Origin of the sequence: Synechococcus sp. UW179A, from assembly GCF_900473965.1 — a bacterium.
GTDB lineage: Bacteria > Cyanobacteriota > Cyanobacteriia > PCC-6307 > Cyanobiaceae > Synechococcus_C.
In genome coordinates this window covers 185,359-204,066 of record NZ_UCNJ01000025.1, presented here as the reverse complement: position 1 = coordinate 204,066, position 18,708 = coordinate 185,359, and the positions used below count along the sequence as shown (strand labels likewise).

The window sequence follows — 18,708 nt, the reverse complement described above, 5'->3', positions numbered from 1 at the left end:
GGGCTAATCGGTGGTTGAGGCGTTTGCAGGTGCCATCAGCTCCTGCAGACGCTTCTCCGCCTTGGGCTCCAACAGCACCTGGCAAGGGTTATAGGTCTGCGCACGTTCCACCCTGGCTTGCACAGCATCACAAGCCTGATCCCAGCCTTCAATGGAAAGTTCGCGGTAAATCCTTTCAACAGTGTTCATCGGTGAGTCCACCAGTTCGCCATAGTTCACCTCCACCAGCTGACCAGCGGGAATCTGTGGACGGGCGGATTCAAAGGCTTCCAACAACAAACGATGGGCCATCGCCGTTTCTTCGACCTGCCGCTGCTGATCAGGTGCCGGCTGCAGACCGACCAGATCGGCAAGTTTCTGCTTCACCAACGTCAAAGATCGGACTGCATCAACAGGCTCTCGTTTCATCAAAACAAAACGTGCTTTCGGGAACAAATCCAACAAAAAGGTCACCCGTGCTGTGTGGGTTGGATTTTTAATCAACAAATGTCGCTTTCCCTCCCCATCATGGGCCCAGGTAAGACGAACAAAGTGCAACAGCTGTCGCTGAAAGTCTCGGGTGGTTGAGAGGACACAGCGATGAAAATGCCTGAGGTAATCCTGAGGAAATGCCACTCCAGCCATGTTGGTGTCAATAGTGAGACGAGCCAGTCCGATTTCGTCCTCTTGTGGATCCAGAGCACTCCAGGGCACAGCATCGATCGGACGTGTTGCCGTCATCAGGCGATTGAGAACAGCGATGATCAACGGCTTCAGTAGCAGAGATACCTGCGGAGCCACCGTAAGTGCATTCCTGGCAGTAGCCGCACCAGGATCTGCAGCCATCAGCTGATGGAGATAGGTGGTACCGCTGCGCCAGTGGCCAATCACGATGACCGGATCATCAGGTAAGTCAAGACGCTTCAGGGCACGACCCCAAAACACAGACTGCAACCAGGCGAACGGAAAAAGCAACAATCCGCCTAAGCCGAGCTGCAGACCCCGAAACAATCGATTCGGCGCAGGTCGAGTCATCACCAGAGCTGCAGCCAGCGTGCGGGGCGTGATACAGCCACCGGCTACTTGTCGATCAACGCCGCGACGCATCGGTCATACACGAACGTTCACTAATTTCAGTTTAACCACTGAAAAAGGTATAAATTGCTATCGACTTCTGCAAAGATGTGGCCACAATCATTGCCAGCACTGGAGCCAAGAGCCATCAGCTTGGAGGTGCTCAGCCTCAGCAGAGCCTGGATTTACCCTTTCATTCCGCCAGCGAGCTCAAACAACTGTTCAAGCTGATTGGCAAAACCTTTGACGCGGTTCAACTCAGCCAGGGGCGTCTGCAGGGGCGCTTCAGGCTCGCCAACCTAGGCAGCATGGCTCTAATCGAGCTGCAAACCAATCAGCACTTGCTGCTGAATGGTGAGAGGGGCCCCGACTGCATGAGCTTCTGCCTGGAGGCCACAGGCCTGGCAGAAGAGTGTCGGCTTTTCAATATTCCGATCGCACGATATTCACTTAACGGCTTTCGCCAAGGGCAAATCGAATCGCATTTTCAACTTTCAGCTAATTCCACAATTTATCTGGCAATTCTTTCAACAAGTCGCTTCAACGCATTCCTAGGTCACTGCGATTCCGAAGACATCATCGAACAACTAGAAACTAATAATGCGCTGCAAATCGACCCTTTGCTGCATGCTCAGCTCCGAAAAAAGTTTCAACATTTTCTTGAGTGCCAACCACTTACACCCCAGCAACGCAGGCAAACAACAAATCATCTGTACGGCTCATTCTTGGAAGCAATTTCTAACAAAATAAGCTCCAAATATTTATCCTATACGCCTTCACCAAGACAACGATTAGTTAGAGAATTTGTATCCTGGGGCTTCAAAAATACAGATAAAGACTATAATCTCGACCAAATTAGCGAATCACTTTTCGCATCAAGGCGCACATTAATCCAAGGCACTAAAGAATCATTCGGCATGGGGCCAATGGAGATGATGAAACGGGTGCGACTCGAGCAAGTGAATTGGATTCTGCGTTCGCCAGATGCACGCGCAGACAAAAGATTTCGAACGATCTCAGAGATTGCCCAACACTACGGTTTTCAAAGTCGAGGTCATTTCGCCAAAGCCTATCAGCAAGTTTTTGCCGAAAGCCCCAGTGAAACCTGGTTGAAATCAGCGAACCAGTAGCAGTTGTTTCAGGTCCCGTTTGTGCACACCTGACCAGCCAACCAGAGGCAGGCAACAATCAGGCCGCTATCAACAAAGGGATGGCATCGATACTGCACCCCTCTCTCCATGAGCACTAGCCAACCCGTTGATGGTTCGATCCTGCCGTTTCCCGCCAAACCGTCGGGAAGCAAGGCTGGAACGACGATGCAGGAGTCGACGTACAGCCCACTGCCTGATCCCAAGTACCTTCCAGACGATGCACCCAATATCCTGGTGGTGCTAATTGATGACGCCGGCCCCGCACTACCGGATTGCCTAGGAGGAGATGTTCACACGCCCACGCTTCAGGCGGTCAAAGACGCCGGCGTTGGCTTCAATCGCTTCCACACTACAGCGATGTGTTCACCAACACGCGCCTCCCTATTGACCGGTCGCAACCACACCTTCGTGGGCAACGGCCAGATCACTGAATTAACGAACGACTGGGACGGCTATTCAGGCAAGATTCCAAAAAGCTGTGCAATGCAGGCCGATGTTCTACGCAACTACGGCTACGCCACAGCTGCATGGGGTAAGTGGCACAACACACCAGCCACTGAAATCACTGCTGCGGGTCCTTTCGAAAACTGGCCAACCGGACTCGGCTTTGAATACTTCTACGGTTTCCTGGCAGGTGAGGCCTCCCAATATGAACCGCATCTGGTGCGTAATACCACGGTGGTGATGCCACCAAGCACCCCAGAGGAGGGATATCACATCAGCGAAGACCTGGCCAACGACGCGATCAACTGGCTGCAAACGCATAAAGCTCTCCGCCCCGACAAGCCCTTCTACATGTATTGGGCCTCCGGAGCCCTGCATGGTCCCCACCATGTCAATAAGGAGTGGGCGGATAAGTACAAAGGCAAATTCGACGATGGCTGGGATGCCTATCGCGAGCGTGCCTTCAAGAATGCCAAAGCTAAAGGCTGGATTCCGGAAAATGCACAGCTCACACCTCGCCATCCACGGATGGCGGCCTGGGACTCCATTCCTGATCACCAGAAACCCTTCCAGTCGCGTCTGATGGAAGTGCTGGCAGGCTTTGGCGAACACACTGATCATCAGGTTGGTCGCATCCTGTCTGAGGTTGAACGGCTTGGATACGAGGAAAACACGCTGGTGGTCTACATCTGGGGAGACAACGGCTCCTCAGGCGAGGGGCAAGATGGCACCATCTCAGAGCTACTTGCACAGAACTCGATTGGCACAGAGATCGATGAGCACATCAAAGTGCTCGATGAACTCGGAGGACTGGATGCCCTTGGCTCCCCGCTGGTCGACAATATGTATCACGCAGGCTGGGCCTGGGCCGGCAGCACGCCTTACCAAGGCCTGAAACTGATGGGGTCATACCTCGGCGGCACTCGTAATCCGATGGCGATCAAATGGCCGAAGGGCATCAAGCCAGATCCCAAACCGCGGTCGCAGTTCCACCACTGCAACGATCTGGTGCCAACGATCTACGAGCTGGTGGGAATCACGCCACCCAAGACAGTGAATGGCGTCACGCAAGATCCGATTCACGGCACCAGCTTTGCCTATGCGTTCAATGCTCCTGATGCACCGGGTCAACTAACAACCCAGTTCTTCGACATCTTTGGATCACGATCCATTTACCACGAAGGATGGATGGCAGGCGCCGTAGGACCTCGCCTGCCCTGGGTGAAGGGTGTCGACCCCGACATCCTCACCTGGTCGCCGAACACTGACGAATGGGAGCTTTACAATTTAGAGGAAGACTGGAGCCAGAGCAGGAATATCGCGGATCAACATCCCGAGAAACTGCAGGCGCTCAAAAATCTGTTCTTGGTGGAATCGGCCAAATACAAGAATCTACCGATTGGCGGTGGACTTTGGACGACAATCTTCCACCCCGAGATGAAGGTAGCCCCCGTTGCAACGTCCTGGGTATTACCAGGCACGATTACCAGAATTCCAGAGGGCTGCGCACCACGACTCGGAGCTCTTAACAACAGGGTGGTCCTTGACATGGAAACACCTGAGCATGCCAGTGGTGTGCTCTACAAGCTGGGTGCCAATTCAGGCGGTCTCACCGCATTCATGGATGAAGGAATTCTCACCTATGAATACAACTTGTTCCTGATCGAACGCACCAAGCTGAGCTCCGCTCAGCCGCTGCCGGCCGGTCGCCACAAACTGGAAATCGTGACCCAACACACCGACGACAATCCAAGGGGTCCGCTGTCAATCAAGTGCACCCTCAATGGCAACAGACTCCTCGAGGGCATTGTGCCCAGACCGGCAGCACTGCTATTCACCGCCAATGACTGTCTTGATGTTGGTCAGGCTCTCGGATCCCCGGTTTCCCTGGACTACCGGGAGCGTGCACCGTTTAAGTTCAACGGAACAATCCACACCATGCAGGTTGAGTATCTCAAATAAGTCAGCTAATCCTGTATTGGCAGGGAGAACAATCCAAGACAATTTGATTAAGATATTTCAACCGAATTCCTGATTCAGAGCAGACTTCATCAAGGAGTCTGCTCTTTTTCTTTGAGCTCCAGGCTTAAAAAGTAATTCAGGAATGTACGCACTAATGCCACAGCTCCCAGCTGAATCAATGCCGATGCTTCGCGGCTGATTGTGGTCTGCACCACATCGGCGCCAAGCTGAAACTCCAGCGCAAGAGCCACCCATCCACCGAAGGTCAGGCGTGCTGCGGTGAGCGGTCCCCGTTGCATGAGATGAGGTGGAATGGCCCGTAAGCGCAGCGGCCCGCCGCGACTGAACACCGCAATCAAACCAACCCCAACAGAAAGCACCGACAGGCACTCAAGGATCAAGCGCAATGCTTCGGCTGAATGCGTCAGAAGATGTTCAGCCCATTCCATCAATAATTGCTTGCCGTTTGGGGTGATTGTGAATGGCAAAGACAACGATCAACAGTTGGTGAATCGCAAAACGCTGCAATCCAGCACAATCGGGAGCAGTTCAGGCTGACGTCAATCACGGCAATTTCTACCCTGTCGACAGCGGTCAGCCCTTCCCACACGGATGAGCAATACCAATACGGAGCTGGCCAAAACCCGAAATCGCGCCGCAGCTGAGCGCACAACCCTGGCCTGGATTCGCACAGCCCTGGCTCTGATCAGTTTTGGATTCGGTCTCGACAAAATCATCAGCGCCATTCGCGATGCAGGAGGCGAAGCCAACTCCAGCAACGACATGGGTGTGCAACTGATGTCGATGGGATTCATCGGGGTTGGCATTTTCACGTTGCTGATTGCCATGAGGCAGCACAAACGTGAATTGGTCCGCTTGCGCAATGACCCATACCTCTACCGCGATGAGCCATCGCTTTCGATTGCTACAGCAACCGCTGTGCTAGTGATCGGGGTAATTGCATTTTTCTTACTCCTCGCTGGGTTTATCTGAGCCGACGGCTTCTCCCGCGTCACCGTCAAATCTCTCTCTCTTTCCATGTCACTGCTGATCTCACTGGCCCTGTTTTTCATCATGGTGTCTCTGGGCCTGAATCTGCCCAGCCTGCAGTTCGACTTGCTGAAACACAGACCAGCACTGATCGTGCGCGTGTTATTGGCAACCTGCGTGGTCCTGCCACTGGCGGCTTTGCTGCTGCTGCGGACCCCACTCGGACAAGGTCTGTCTCCTGCCATCACTACAGCGGTGATGCTGATGGCAATCTGTCCCAGCGCGCCGATGATCGCTCTGAAGAGCAGGAAGCTGGCGGAAAACCCTCAACTGGCAACAAGGTTGCAGTTCTGGTCAGCCTGTGCAGCCATTATCAGTGTGCCGCTGTGGGTCACTCAGCTGCCGTTGGAATCGGGGGAGACGATCTGGAGCGTGTCCGCCAGAGACGTCGCCTTCCAGGTCTTCACCGTGCAACTGATTCCGTTGCTTGTGGGCGTGTCATTGCGGCGTTGGTGTAAGGAGTGGGCTGAACGCTGGAATCCGGTGATTCAGAAAGGCGCAAGCATCCTCTTACTGGTGCTGCTGGCCCTGATCCTGTTCGTGGCATTGCCGAAAGTGACGCCGATGTTGATCGGCAACCTCAGAGGAGCCTTACTGATGTTCATCCTCACCTGGGTCGGCATTGGGCTTGGATATGTCGTTGCAGGAAACGACCACGATGAACGCAGCACACTTCCTTTGGTGCTGTCTATGCGAAATCCAGGCCTTGCCCTGCTCATCATTCAAGGCATGGCTCCTAACGCAATTGACATCAAAGCGGCTGTGGTTGGGTACGTCGTCGTGACGGCCGTGGGTACGGCACCGTTCATGAAATGGCGTCAAGCCAATGCAAACCAGGATCAGATCACAGGAGACGCTTAGAGCGAGTCCATGAAAACCCCATCAGATCCGAAGCTGCTGCTGAAACAGAACCCTCGCAAGGGAGCCGATATGGCTGCTTTGCTGCTCGGCGCCGGGGTTGGCTACGCCATCAATCTGAGTCTGCCGCTGCTCGCAGATGTCACGGTCAGCTGCATCTTCTTGATCCTGCTGAGCAGGCTGCGCAATCGCCTGAAAACACCAGCGCAGTGGTGGGGCAGCATCGGGCTTTGCTCCGGCAGCTTCCTAGGAACAGCATCCTCGATGGTGTATGTGATGCAGCGAGCCGGCGAAACTGGATCTGCCTACTCAGCCTGGGAGCGACTAGCTCTGATCGTGATTCTGGGCATCACAGGTGTTCTGGCCGGTCGCCATGTCGGCATCGACCCTGATGCTGTTGAGGGCCGCTCGATCGGTGACCTGCTCAGGTCCCTCAGTGGAACGTTCACAGGAGTCTTCGGTGTTCTGGTCGCCATTGCGTTTGTGTTCAACGGACTGGAAGAAGCAAGAACTCTCTCCAGTCGTCTCACCACAACACTCACCATCATCATTCTCGGCCTGGTTGGGCCTGGCTGGATCAGCCATCGCTTGAAAACTTACCAACGCAATCAACCGCATTGATCCCACCACAAGCCATCAAGACCATGATGCTGCGTGGATCTTTGAGACATACTTGATGAAGAGCTGGATGCTTTTAAAGGCCCTTCGATACAGATCCAACGTTGTTCTGTACCCCGGCACAGCTGAAACGCATAGTGCCAAGAGAACCAATCGCTGAAACATCGGATCAGTAATCCGAAGCAGCTGATCAGCAACACTTTGCTTGACCAGAGCAGACGGCCACCAAAAGAGAGATTGCACAGACACCACAGCCCTCTCATTCATGACAACAAGCCAACGCTGCAAATCACAATTCATACACTCACAACTCATAAAAAATGGTGATACTGCTCAGAGGAACAACATCACCATCCAACAGCTGATGATCGACTCAATCAGATCTTCTTGGCATCAGTCTCCTTGGGATAGATCTCAAGCGTGACCTTGTCAATCTGTCCGCCATAGGCGCTGTAACGCTGGGGTCCGATGTTCTTGACGGTGACCGCCGAACCACGATCAAGACCAACATCAGCACCTTCATCAATGGAGAAACGTGATGCGATGGTCTTGTCAAGTCGACCAAGGGCAACAACTTTATCGTTGATCTTCATCCGCACATCGGCGCCTTTGCCAACACCGCCACCGTCGTAGTCGATCTCAAAGCGAAGTTCAGACTGACCAATTGGCAATGGCTCATTACTGGTAAAGGTGTAAGGCTTACCCATATAGTTGTAGGTGTAGGCAGGCACATTATTCTCCACATAGAGAGACCAGCCACCAAAGCGACCGCCCTGGGAGAAGATCACGCCACTCTCCTTCTGGCCAGGCTTGATGTCCAACTGAGCCGTAATGCTGCTGGAGGTATTCTTCACATTAAGGATCGAATCCTCGACCATGTTCCAGGCATAGGGATACAAATCCATGGACGTCCGATCACCCAAAAGTGTCGGCCGACCGGCAACAGAAGGTACTAGACGCTCGAGAAGACGATCATCAAGCGGCAACACCTGATTTGCAGTGGCCTCTTCGATGAACTTCTTCTTCATGGCCACAAGGCGTTCCGGCTCCTGATCAGCGAGATCATTCGAGAGGCTGAAATCCTTGGTGGTGTCATAAAGTTGCCAACCACTATCGTCGGCAACTGGATTCATTCTTTCCGGCGCCATCCAGGGATACATCACTGTGGTTCGCGCCATCCAACCGTTGTGGTAGATGCCTCGGTTGCCAATAACCTCAAAATACTGCGTATTGTGCTTTTCTTTGGCATCAGGAGCATCAAAGGTATACATCAGACTGGTTCCTTGCATTGGAATCTGATCAATGCCATTAATTGTGTTGGGCATCGGCAGATTGGCCGCCTCAAGAATTGTTGGGGCCACATCATTTACGTGCGAAAACTGTGTGCGTAGACCACCACCTTGTTTAATGCGTTTCGGCCAATGAATCACCGTACCGTTGCGTGTTCCACCGAAATCACCGGCCACTTGCTTGGAGAGAGCAAAGGGTGAGTTGAAGGCGATCGCCCAGCCCATGTGATACATGGGATAGGTGGTAGGCCCGCCCCACTCATCAAGCTTGGCCTCCTGTTCGTCAGGCGTTTCTTCAACTCCATTGAGGTAGTGGTTCCAATTCCACTGACCAGTCCTATCCCCTTCAACACTGGCGCCGTTGTCTCCGGTGATATAGATCACCAATGTGTTATCAAGCTCACCAAGATCGTCGATCGCCTGGATCAAACGACCGGCTTCATAATCAGAATACTCCGTGAAGGCAGCAAAAACCTCGGCCTGACGCGCATAGATTTTTTTCTGTTGTGGCGTGAGGCTGTCCCATTTGGGAATACTGTCTGGCGCTTCAGCCATCTGAGTGCCCTCAGGAACAATCCCTGCCTTGATCTGATTCTGAAGATTGCGCTCTCGAAGAACATCCCAGCCTTCGTCGAACTTACCTTTGTATTTAGCAATCCATTCCTTGCTCACATGGTGAGGGGAGTGGGAACCAGCGGATGAGTAATAGATAAAGAACGGCTTATCAGGCTTAATGGATTTCTGCTGCCGCATCCAACCAATCGCCTGATCGGTCATGTCTTCGGTGAAGTGATACCCATCTTTTTTCGGTGCATCCACAACGGTGACACCATCGTGGATCGTTGGATCCCACATGTTGTCTTCGGCCCCAACAAAGCCGTAGAACTTCTCGAATCCCTGCCGCGTTGGCCAACGGGTCTGAGGGCCGGCTGCCGTAGTCTCACGACCAGGCGTTTCATGCCACTTGCCAAAGGCACCGGTGTTGTAGCCGTTCAATCTCAGAATCTCGGCAACCGGCTGGGCATAGTCGGGAACCACGGTGGAATTACCCGCATAACCAGTTGCGATCTCTGGGATCGACCCCATATTCACCTTGTGGTGATTGCGTCCGGATTTCAAAGCCGCCCTGGTCGGCGCACAGAGGGCAGTGGTGTGGAATTTGTTGTAGCGCAAACCATTATCAGCCAGCTTTTCCGCCGTCGGCATGTTCACCGCACCGCCGAAGGCGGAGGGTGCAGCGAAACCCACATCATCAAGAAGGATGATCACCACATTGGGGGCATCGGCTGGTGCCGCGACCTCCCATTGCTTGGGCATGGGCACATCGGCCGGCAGCACTTTGGTGACCTTTTCAGGTTTTGGCTCAGCAATCGGTAAATTCGTGCGATCCAGGTTTCCGCCTAACGCCTGCTTCTGATCCGTGCAGGAGGTGGAAAGGCCAGAGAGCAACAGCAATCCACTACCCACAGCTAGGTGGCGGATCAGCTTGGACACTTTGACTTGATCAAGCATGCGGAAAAAGCGAATGAAAAAGTGAACAGGCGTAGAGGCCAATGAATGCCTCACATTCAACTCAGCGTGCACTGACGGCTTGAGGAGCCTCTACATAGGCGTGACTCACAAAAGAACATGACAACAACCTCAACACCCTCTGCTAGCTGCGGGTTTGGGGTGGCGAATTAGTCGCAGCACAGATCTGCACAATTGGGACCAACAGACCGAGCGGAGTCGCTGATGTCGCAGACCATCAGCCATCTGCGGCTGGCCGAACGAGGGTTGCCTAGCTTTCCTGCAAACCATTGGCTGAGGAAGACGCCTTGCCTGTTCGTTCCACGCTCTACCGCCTGGCCAGCGCGATTGAACTGATCACGGGAGTCACTCTCCTGTTACTACCAGCCATCGTGATGCAACAGCTATTCAGCTCGCCAGCAAGCGATGCTGGCGAACAACTGACACGTTTGTACGGCCTGGCGCTGATCGGACTGGGCGTGGCCTGCTGGGGATCCCCCTGTCCGTTACCAGCAAAACGTGGACTGTTGGTTTACAACTGCAGCGCCGCAGTGCTTCTCATCATCCTGGGCTCACAGGAACTATCGGGCGGGGCAGCGGTCTGGGCCGGTGCTCTCATTCACGTGGTTCTTGGCCTATTGATGATTCGCGACCAGCTGGCCAATTCCTCAGGCTGAATCGGTTGCACATCGGAAACCCATATGACAGGTGGCCGTATCGGTGGTCTGCCCCATCAATGCCGCCGGCCTAAAACGATGGCAATAGTTTTCAGCACAGAGAAAGGATCCACCTTTGATGATTCGTCTCTCCTGTTCACCCTTGGGTACTGGGAACAGTGTGGAAGTCCACTCCCACACATTGCCGCACATGTCGACCAGTCCGTAGCCGTTAGGTGGGAATGAGCCCACCGGGGACGTCCAGAACCACCCATCCGTCTGCTCATTCGTCCAGGGGAACGGACCCTGCCAGACATTGGCCAGCCACTGACCATCTGGCATCATCTCTTCACCCCAGGAGTAGCTCTGCTGCACCAGACCACCTCTAGCAGCAACCTCCCACTCTTCAGCGGTGGGCAAACGTTTGCCGGCCCAATGGGCATAGGCCAGCACATCGTCGTAGGCGAGATGCACCACGGGGTGATCCATCAGGTGGTCAATACCTGTATCAGGGCCCTGGGGGTGGCGCCAATCGGCGCCTTCAATCAAGGCCCACCACGACATCGGTTGATTGCGATCAACAGATGGTGGCGGCGGAATGAACACTGCCGATTCCGGATTCTGCTGATCCGGCGGAAGATTCGGATACAGCACCGGATCGGGTGGCTTTTCCGAGACAGTGACGTAGCCGGTCTCCGACACGAAACGCGCAAACTCGGCGTTGGTCACCGGAGCAACATCGATCAAGAATGAGCGGATCTCGATTGAACGAACCGGGGCCTCCTCCGGATAAAAAGAATCAGATCCAATCGCATATTCACCCGCAGGGATCGTGATCATTTGATCGCGCTGGTCAGTCATGTCAGTCAATCAATGAAATCAGGGTATTGAGGCAAAGATCAGAGAGCAGCAAAAATCACATTTTGTGAGCAGACTTAAATCCTCTTCAAAAGAAAAGCACCCTGCTTGAGTCACTATGACTCCAACAAGATGCCTAGTGATCGAACAGTCAAATATTCAGGTAAATTCAACCACCAGTTGGGAATAGGAATTGTGCTTGAAGCCGGAAGGTCCAGTCTCCGGCGAGGGTTTCACCAGCAATCTCAGGCTTGACAAGATTGTAATAAGCACTGAGCGAGGTATTGATAGGCTGAGTGCCGAGTTTAAAAACACGGCCCACGCCAGCACCAATAGGAACCATCCAACCTTTATTATCTTCATTCATCCAATTGGCGGTAATAATTGGCGAACTGGTGAGATACCAACCTTTCGGCAAGTTGTAATTCAGGAAAGGCTGAATCAACATCTTATTGACATCGCTTCTACCTCCTCCGGCAAATGACCAAACATTATTAATCAAACCACCGGCAACAATTTTACCTTTGCTATAAACCAAAACACCCGTAGGACCTGCACTCCAACGACCCGACGCCAGCCTGGAGTCGGTCGCCGAGGGGATAATCAGGGTTGGTCCCACCCCGACAGTGAAGTTCCCCTTCAGAGTCGGTACGAAAAAGACCGAAGGATTGATATCACCCATGGCCTGGATATTGGTTCCACGTGCCCATGGCTGAGAGATGAAAGGAACGATCGTTCGGGTGACCAATGTCAGCCCATCGCTCACCTTGAAGGGAACAACGGGCTGCACATTGACAACATTCTGAGTCTGATTGTGCTTGGCACTCGGATCAAGCAAATTCGGAGCCCATTGGCTACCGGGAGTGCTGTTCCATTGAATGGGCAGACTGATCAAACTGGCGATCGGATTCTGTGCCGCCTTGGCCAACGAGGCGTCCTCAGCAGAAGCTGACTCCCCAGGAGTCACCGTAACCGGTTGATTATCGGTACCAGGCTCTTGTGAGTCTGATGGGGCCTGTGCAATTTCAAGCTCACCCAACACCAGAGGGGTGAAATCAAATTCAACTGCCTCATCAACCAGGAATCGAGACTGTTCCTGAGCTTCAACAGTTGAAGGGACTAAAAGAGCAGCAAATGCAAGCAGCCACGCAGGTCCGATACATTTCAAAGAACGCGCAGCCATCGAAAAAGTGCAAAACGTATGCTTTTTATTGCATTTAGAGGAAAAGCCAAGCCCACTCAACAAAATTCAGCACGAATGGGATCAGATTTACATGCATCAAGGGCGTACGCCACCTACGTTTCAGCCATTCTTCATCCGGCTCCGTGACACGCCTCCTGCCCCTAGCTCTCATCGCAACACTGAGCACACTTTGCGCTGAGGCAGTTGCAAAACCATCAGAAGACGTGATCACAGCTGAATCCAGCACATCTGACGTCAACCAAAAGATGACTCCCAGCGACGTAGTCGCTGAAAGCAAGCCTGGCCTGATGACGCCCCTTGTGCTTAGTCAGGCCAGCGAAGAAGCAACTGACGCCTCGCAGCAAGAAGACGAAGAAGACAGTTGGCGTGTTTATCTCGACCTTTACGCTTTCTTACCTCCAATAACACGCAGCACATCAACAATTGATGGCAACACAACAAAGGTAGACCTTCCCCTTTCGGATGTGATCAAGTCAATCGATGAAGCGTTGACTTTAAAAGCTCAATTTGAATACGGTCGATTGGGAGTTTTAGCTGCAATCAATTATGCAACCATATCTTCATCCACTTCAAGATCATCCTTTTTAGAAACACAAAACCCGTTACGAAACAAGCTAGGCATTGCTTCACCACTTCGAAAAAGCACTATTCGTATTCAAGGAGATTTAGACGTTGACGTTGATGCCAGTCAAACAATTTTTGACCTTGCGATGCGGTACCGAGCTGGTGCAATCCAAAAACCACGCATGAAAAAAGGCAGCACAAGCTTCCTGGGTTTAGTGGGCGCAAGATTTATTGATGCAAATCTATCGACAGATTTTAATATCAAAGGCAAGTCAGATGTAACTGTTGAAGGAGTCAGAGTCAATAAATCAAACTCTAGAGAACTCGAAAAATCGTCAAATGTGAGCTGGGGCAACACTTGGGTACAGCCAATGGTGGGAATGTTTGGCACTTACGCAATCAGCGAAGATTGGCAAGCTTTCGCTTATCTCGATGCAGGCGGGTTTGGACTCAGTGGCAGTGAGGATCTTAGTGGAACAGCCCAGGCCGGGATTGCTTATGCACTTGGAAATTCTGCACAAATTTCACTTTCCTATAAATACTTTGGAATTGCTTATTTTGAAGGAGGTAGAGAAAATAATGGCTACAGTTCCTATCAGAGCGGAGTTAACCTAGGCCTGCGCTGGCTGTTTGATTGATTGTCGTTGCTAAAAAGATAGGAGTCGTTAGTGGTTGAGGCTCGCTGCTACAGACACTGCGGTTTTGGACCCACTGGAAATGGCGCCTTCGATGAAGCCGCGCCAACCCTCGCCATGATCACCTGAGGCAAAAAATAGATTGTTGTCTTGCTTAGGCAGTTCATCAGCGAAGCGCACAAAGGTGCCTGGTCGATACGTGCACCAACTCCCCTGGGAGAGAGCATCACTACCCCAGTCATGCCCAAAGGTCGACAGCAGCCGAATACCGGGCACAAACTCCTCAAGAACAGGTTGCCAATCAGCAACTGATCGTTCGAGTGCATCCGGCTCCAAACTGAAACCAGCCAACACAGAATGCTGATAACCACGCTGATAGGTGAAGCTGCCAATCAGATCAGAGTCGGTTGATCTGGCCAGAGTCATCACCGCACCTGGATCTCCTTCAACCTCAAAAAACACCTTGGCTCCACCGCCCACATGCTTGAGCTTTGAAGCCTCCACTTTCACTGGCTTCAGCGGTGGATCAAACGCCACGTTGTGAAGCACATTCAGCGGCACGGTGACCACAGCGCGCTTGGCACTCACCTGCTCACCAGCTGCCGTCGTCACCGTGACCCCGTTGGCCGTTTGTTGAACGGATGCCACTGTGGTGTCGAGCATCACATCAAAGCCACCATCACTGGCCATCGCTTGCACCAGTGCGCCAGTGCCACGCTTGAGTTTGTAGCGGGCTGCTGAGTCATTGAACAGGGAATAGTTCCACCCCGTGAGCGACCAACAGCGCATCATCTCCAGATAGGAGGCATTCTCCGGCTGATTCATCGACAGAATCTCAAGAAAGCCACCAATACTGGTGCGCTGTAATGGCGTGAGATCCAGAGCAGCGAGACGATCGGCCACACTCAAGGAATCACGTTGCTCAATCGCGGGCCAGTTGTAATGGGAGTCGTAGGGGCGCTCCCACACCTGTTGAGCTTCAGCGAAGAATTGCTCAAACCCTGAGACAAACTCACCAAGTTGATCTTCGCGCAACTCCTGAACCTTCCCATCCACCTTGATCACTACCCGCTCGGCAACACAACCGGGGGTTTCCTGAATTTCAAGCCCGTAGCGTTCCTTTTCGGCCCATACAAAAGGTTGGGTCCAGTGAATCCAGGTGCCACCAAGCTCCACATGGAACCCATTGCGATCGGTGCTCCAGGTGCGACCACCCAAACGATCGCGCGCCTCAAGCACAAGCACCTTGAATCCACGCTTCTGCAAATCCCTGGCAGTGGTCACGCCGGCGAAACCACCACCGATCACCACAACATCAACAGTCTTCATGATCACGACTCCAAAAATCAGTCAGTGGTCTTCCTAAATGAGGTCGAACGGAAGGAACCCGCCCCAAATCAATCAGCACAGTGTTTGAGGTCGAGACAAGGTCAGACCTTTTCGATATCGCCAAGTTTCCAGGTGCGATCAAACCACTCCTGCCCCGGGCCGTAGAGACGGAAAATGCCGAACCATCCCTTGCCAGGAACGGTCTTCACCCAGTTAGCCTCCATCCCAGCAGGTGCTTGCGGGCCGAAGTAGAGATCAATGCTGCCATCAGCATTTTTCACCATGTCAGCGTTGCGCTTGTTGTTTTTGCTGGGATAGGGCATGTCGCCGCTCTGCAGCATCGAACGGGTCTGCGGGTCATAGACCACAAACGACCAGAATTTCTCTGCTGGCGGATTCGCCGGAATATTGAGTTTGTAGGTGTTGGAACCGTTGAGATAGGCGCCACTACCGTCCCTTGAACTGAAGGCGTACTGAGACCCCACACCCGGAATTTCCAGAGCCATGGCCGGTGTGTTCACCGTTGCCAGATAGAAGAACAACGTGCGGCCATCCATGTCACGACCACCATTGCCCTGATTCACCAGGTACTCATGACTACCCCCGGGGAAACCGGTCTGCCAGTAACCCGCCTTGCCGGGGTAGATGTAGTTCTTGGGATCCTTAGGTCCAAACAGAATCGAACGCGCCGTGGCATTCCCGATAGCGACGGCTTCAGTGAGTAAAGCTTGCTGCTCAGGCGAGGGGTTAAACGGCTTGCCTTTCTCAATCCCGATCGACGATGCCATACCGAGCAGCTCAGGCGAGAACAGATCGGAAGGCTCCCGTTGAATCACCTCATCAAGCTCCTCATAGAACTTGAAGTTGTTGGCATGGATAGTGTTCGTCTCCCAATCCGTGAGGTTTTTGAAGTTGTTGGCAGGGGGATTGGCACGCTCTGCGTAGGGATAAACCTTCAAACCACCCTTGAAAGCATTTCTGGCGGTGTCTGTTTTGCCCTCCTCATCCAGAAAACCACGCAGGATCAACCAATTGATCTTGCTTGGAGTGTTGGCCACAAAATAGCCATCGGTGTTGGCCGGGGTTGCTTGCCCTGGACCAACAATCAGATATTTTCCGCCCTTACCTTTATCGGGGCCGGGGCCACCCATATCGACCACAAAGCGGAAGAAGGCATCATTGACCGTGCCGGGGCCCGTGCCAGCCGGCACCTCAACCACGATGGGACCATTGGAGAGATCCAGGAAGGCAGTGGCGTAAACCGTGTCGGTATTGCCGGTTAGCCAGAGTGATTTGGAACTCATCAGCTCTTCAAACAAGCCAATATCCCGGTTCTCACGCATGCCGTAGCCATCACGGTGCCCCACGTAGAGCATCTCGAGCGATGCCGCCGGCATGAAGTTCAGGAAGGTCTGCACGCCACGGCCAAGATCCACCTGACGGCGGGCCTTGGCCATGGTGTCGTCGTCGGGGAAACCATCGAAATAATTGAATGTACCGATCCGGGTCTTCACCCTGTCAGGCGTCAATACATCCTCAGGAATGGTGGTGTTGTAGCCCTTGGGGACGACATCAGCGGCCTGCAAAGCTGAACCACTGCAGGCAAGCAACAATGCGGAAAGGACAGCGGATGGGAAACGAGTCAGAGGAGTCATGGTTGAGAATGAATCGTGGTGTTGATGGGTTCAGGTCTCAACCGAGAGGCTGAATGTCGTTGAGCTGCCAGGTCTTGTCGAACCAAGGCTCCAGCGGTCCGTAAAAACGGAAAATTCCAAACCATCCCTTACCGGGAATGGTCTGAATCCAGTTAGCTTCCTTGCCCTGCGGTGCAGTGGGACCGAAGTAGAGATCAATGCTGCCATTGGCGTTCACCACCATGTCTTTATTGCGCTTGCTGTTTTTGCTGGGCAGCATCTGGGGCGTTTGCAATTCAGAGCGCGTCTGGGGGTCGTAGACCACCATCGACCAGAAATCCTTGGCAGGCACGTTGGCATCCACCGTGAACTTGTAGTTCTTACTGCCATCGAGATAGAGGCCATCAGCATCAGTCGCCACCACCCCGTACTGAGATCCGGCACCGACCATCTTGAGCACCATGGCAGGGGTGTTGACGGTGTAACCCCAGAAAAAGTTGCTTCTGGCATCAAGGTTTCTGCCGCCCCTGCCGCCATCGATCAGCCATTCATGGCTCCCGCCGGCAAAAGGACTGAACCACTGCTTGTCCTCATAGAAGTAGACGTCGCGATTACGAGGCTTACCCATGTCGGAGCGCACATAGGCGACTCCAACCTGCACAGCTTCCTCGAGAATCCTGCGATCCTCAGCACTGGGATTGAAGGGTTTGCCTTTTTCGAGTCCGATCGCCGAAGCCAGTCCGAGCAGTTCTGGGTCAAACAGATCGACCGGTTCACGCTGAATCACCGTGTTCAGCTCTTCAAAGAAGTGGAAATTATTGGCATGCACCGTGTTGAAGACGAGATCGCCTCCTTGCACAAAAGTCATCGCCGGAGGGTTGTCTTTCAGTGAGAGGGGATAAAGACGTACGCCATTTTCATAGTTGGCAACCGCCTGATCAGGCTTGCCTTGATCATCGAGAAAAGCACGCATGATCAACCAGTTGGAGTAGCTGGGTGAACGAAACACGAAATAGCCCTCGGTGTTCGCGGGCTCTGCGTCGTCGGGACCAAGGATCAGATACTTGCCGCCTTTGCCCCGATCTGGGCCGGGAGCACCTGTATCGGCCACAAATCGGAAATAGGCGTCATTGATCGTGCCAGGGCCGAGGCCGGCTGGGATTTCAATCACCATCGGCCCCGTGTCCTTCAGATTGAAGAAGGCGGAGCCATACACCGTATCGGTATTTCCGGTCAGAAACAGAGGGTTGGAATTCAGCGGGGCCATCAACATGACCTTCGTGTAGTCGTCGACCCCCTGCTGCGCATGGCCGACACGCATCATCTCGATGCTGGCGGCCGGCATCAGCGTGAGAAACGTTTCATAGGCGCGGATGAATTTGAGGTAGTCAAAACTGGCATCAACCGTGGCGGCATCCGGCATGCCATCGAAGAAACGAAATGTGCCAACACTGGTCTCGACCTGATCAGGCGTGAACAGCTCAGCGGGAATGGGAGTGGTGTAACCCTTGGGGACAGAACCAGAGCTGTTGGCCGTGCTCTGGGCCAGAACTGGCGCACACAAACTGGCAGCAAAAGCTGAAGCAAGAAAAACAGCGGAAGATTTTTTGCGCAGATTGCTCGCAAATCCTTTCATTGACTGCCATACGGAGCGTTCTTTTTTTGTTTAAAGAAAATCAGGTGATGCGACTGCGCAGCAAAAAGAAATTCGCCCAAATGGGATCAGACAGATCTTTGCCGCTTTTCAACCGATTGCACACAGCCACAAAAAACGCGTGCGGACCAAGCCCACACGCGCTGAGTTAGCTGGTTTTTCCACCAGTAACAAGGGCCCAACTCACTAGAAACTGCGTCGATAGAAGAAAAAAGCTATGACGCAAAGCCTTATGAGATC

At 53.1% G+C, this 18,708-nt stretch carries 15 protein-coding genes; 7 read left to right on the top strand and 8 right to left on the bottom strand.

From position 1 onward, the window contains the following. Positions 1–3: 3 nt before the first annotated feature. Positions 4–1,086, bottom strand: a complete 1,083-nt coding sequence (locus tag DXY31_RS12780) for a sulfotransferase (protein ID WP_114994112.1) — start codon at positions 1,084–1,086, stop codon at positions 4–6. 77 nt (positions 1,087–1,163) lie between these two features. Here DXY31_RS12780 and DXY31_RS12775 point away from each other — a divergent pair, with 77 nt between their 5' ends. Both DXY31_RS12775 and DXY31_RS12770 read left to right on the top strand, forming a co-directional pair. After that, positions 1,164–2,183, top strand: a complete 1,020-nt coding sequence (locus tag DXY31_RS12775) for a helix-turn-helix domain-containing protein (RefSeq protein WP_114994111.1) — start codon at positions 1,164–1,166, stop codon at positions 2,181–2,183. A 108-nt stretch (positions 2,184–2,291) separates the two neighbouring features. Next, entirely contained in the window at positions 2,292–4,610 is a 2,319-nt protein-coding gene (locus tag DXY31_RS12770; protein WP_114994110.1) for an arylsulfatase, read from the top strand. Positions 4,611–4,699: 89 nt separating this feature from the next. On the opposite strand, the gene DXY31_RS12765 is transcribed toward DXY31_RS12770, so the two are convergent. Beyond that, complete coding sequence (locus DXY31_RS12765) at positions 4,700–5,104, bottom strand: DUF1622 domain-containing protein (protein ID WP_371639422.1); 405 nt, start codon at positions 5,102–5,104, stop codon at positions 4,700–4,702. A 118-nt stretch (positions 5,105–5,222) separates the two neighbouring features. Between DXY31_RS12765 and DXY31_RS12760 the strand changes: the two genes are divergently transcribed. From DXY31_RS12760 to DXY31_RS12750, 3 genes are read left to right on the top strand one after another with little or no spacing between them, the layout of a single operon-like run. Beyond that, positions 5,223–5,603: a YidH family protein gene (locus tag DXY31_RS12760; protein WP_114994108.1), complete on the top strand. Its 381-nt coding sequence runs from the start codon at positions 5,223–5,225 to the stop codon at positions 5,601–5,603. A gap of 45 nt (positions 5,604–5,648) precedes the next feature. Beyond that, positions 5,649–6,521: a bile acid:sodium symporter family protein gene (locus DXY31_RS12755; RefSeq protein ID WP_114994107.1), complete on the top strand. Its 873-nt coding sequence runs from the start codon at positions 5,649–5,651 to the stop codon at positions 6,519–6,521. Positions 6,522–6,530: 9 nt separating this feature from the next. After that, positions 6,531–7,139: a hypothetical protein gene (locus DXY31_RS12750; RefSeq protein WP_114994106.1), complete on the top strand. Its 609-nt coding sequence runs from the start codon at positions 6,531–6,533 to the stop codon at positions 7,137–7,139. Positions 7,140–7,513: 374 nt separating this feature from the next. Here the strand turns inward: DXY31_RS12750 and DXY31_RS12740 are convergent, their stop codons facing one another. Next, complete coding sequence (locus DXY31_RS12740) at positions 7,514–9,919, bottom strand: arylsulfatase (protein ID WP_244279758.1); 2,406 nt, start codon at positions 9,917–9,919, stop codon at positions 7,514–7,516. Positions 9,920–10,242: 323 nt separating this feature from the next. On the opposite strand from DXY31_RS12740, the gene DXY31_RS12735 reads away from it, so the two are divergent. Next, positions 10,243–10,611, top strand: coding sequence for a hypothetical protein (locus tag DXY31_RS12735; protein ID WP_114994230.1), 369 nt, complete (start codon positions 10,243–10,245; stop codon positions 10,609–10,611). On the opposite strand, the gene DXY31_RS12730 is transcribed toward DXY31_RS12735, so the two are convergent. Then, positions 10,603–11,451, bottom strand: a complete 849-nt coding sequence (locus DXY31_RS12730; protein WP_170953693.1) for a formylglycine-generating enzyme family protein — start codon at positions 11,449–11,451, stop codon at positions 10,603–10,605. The genes DXY31_RS12735 and DXY31_RS12730 overlap by 9 nt on opposite strands. A gap of 166 nt (positions 11,452–11,617) precedes the next feature. Continuing rightward, on the bottom strand, positions 11,618–12,631 hold the full coding sequence (locus DXY31_RS12725) for a neuromedin U (protein WP_114994103.1): 1,014 nt from the start codon (positions 12,629–12,631) through the stop codon (positions 11,618–11,620). A gap of 143 nt (positions 12,632–12,774) precedes the next feature. On the opposite strand from DXY31_RS12725, the gene DXY31_RS12720 reads away from it, so the two are divergent. Then, the gene (locus DXY31_RS12720; RefSeq protein WP_114994102.1) at positions 12,775–13,854 is read left to right on the top strand and encodes a hypothetical protein; all 1,080 of its coding nucleotides are present in this window, start codon (positions 12,775–12,777) and stop codon (positions 13,852–13,854) included. Between the two features lie 27 nt (positions 13,855–13,881). Here DXY31_RS12720 and DXY31_RS12715 read toward each other — a convergent pair whose 3' ends face one another. The 3 genes from DXY31_RS12715 to DXY31_RS12705 all read right to left on the bottom strand — a co-directional run bounded on the left by DXY31_RS12715 (position 13,882) and on the right by DXY31_RS12705 (position 18,450). Further along, complete coding sequence (locus DXY31_RS12715) at positions 13,882–15,180, bottom strand: NAD(P)/FAD-dependent oxidoreductase (protein ID WP_244279757.1); 1,299 nt, start codon at positions 15,178–15,180, stop codon at positions 13,882–13,884. A gap of 101 nt (positions 15,181–15,281) precedes the next feature. Beyond that, positions 15,282–16,835 carry a DUF1254 domain-containing protein gene (locus DXY31_RS12710; RefSeq protein WP_114994101.1) on the bottom strand — a complete coding sequence of 518 codons (1,554 nt, stop codon included), beginning with the start codon at positions 16,833–16,835 and terminating at the stop codon, positions 15,282–15,284. Between the two features lie 37 nt (positions 16,836–16,872). Next, positions 16,873–18,450, bottom strand: a complete 1,578-nt coding sequence (locus DXY31_RS12705; protein WP_114994100.1) for a DUF1254 domain-containing protein — start codon at positions 18,448–18,450, stop codon at positions 16,873–16,875. Between the last annotated feature and the right edge of the window lie 258 nt (positions 18,451–18,708).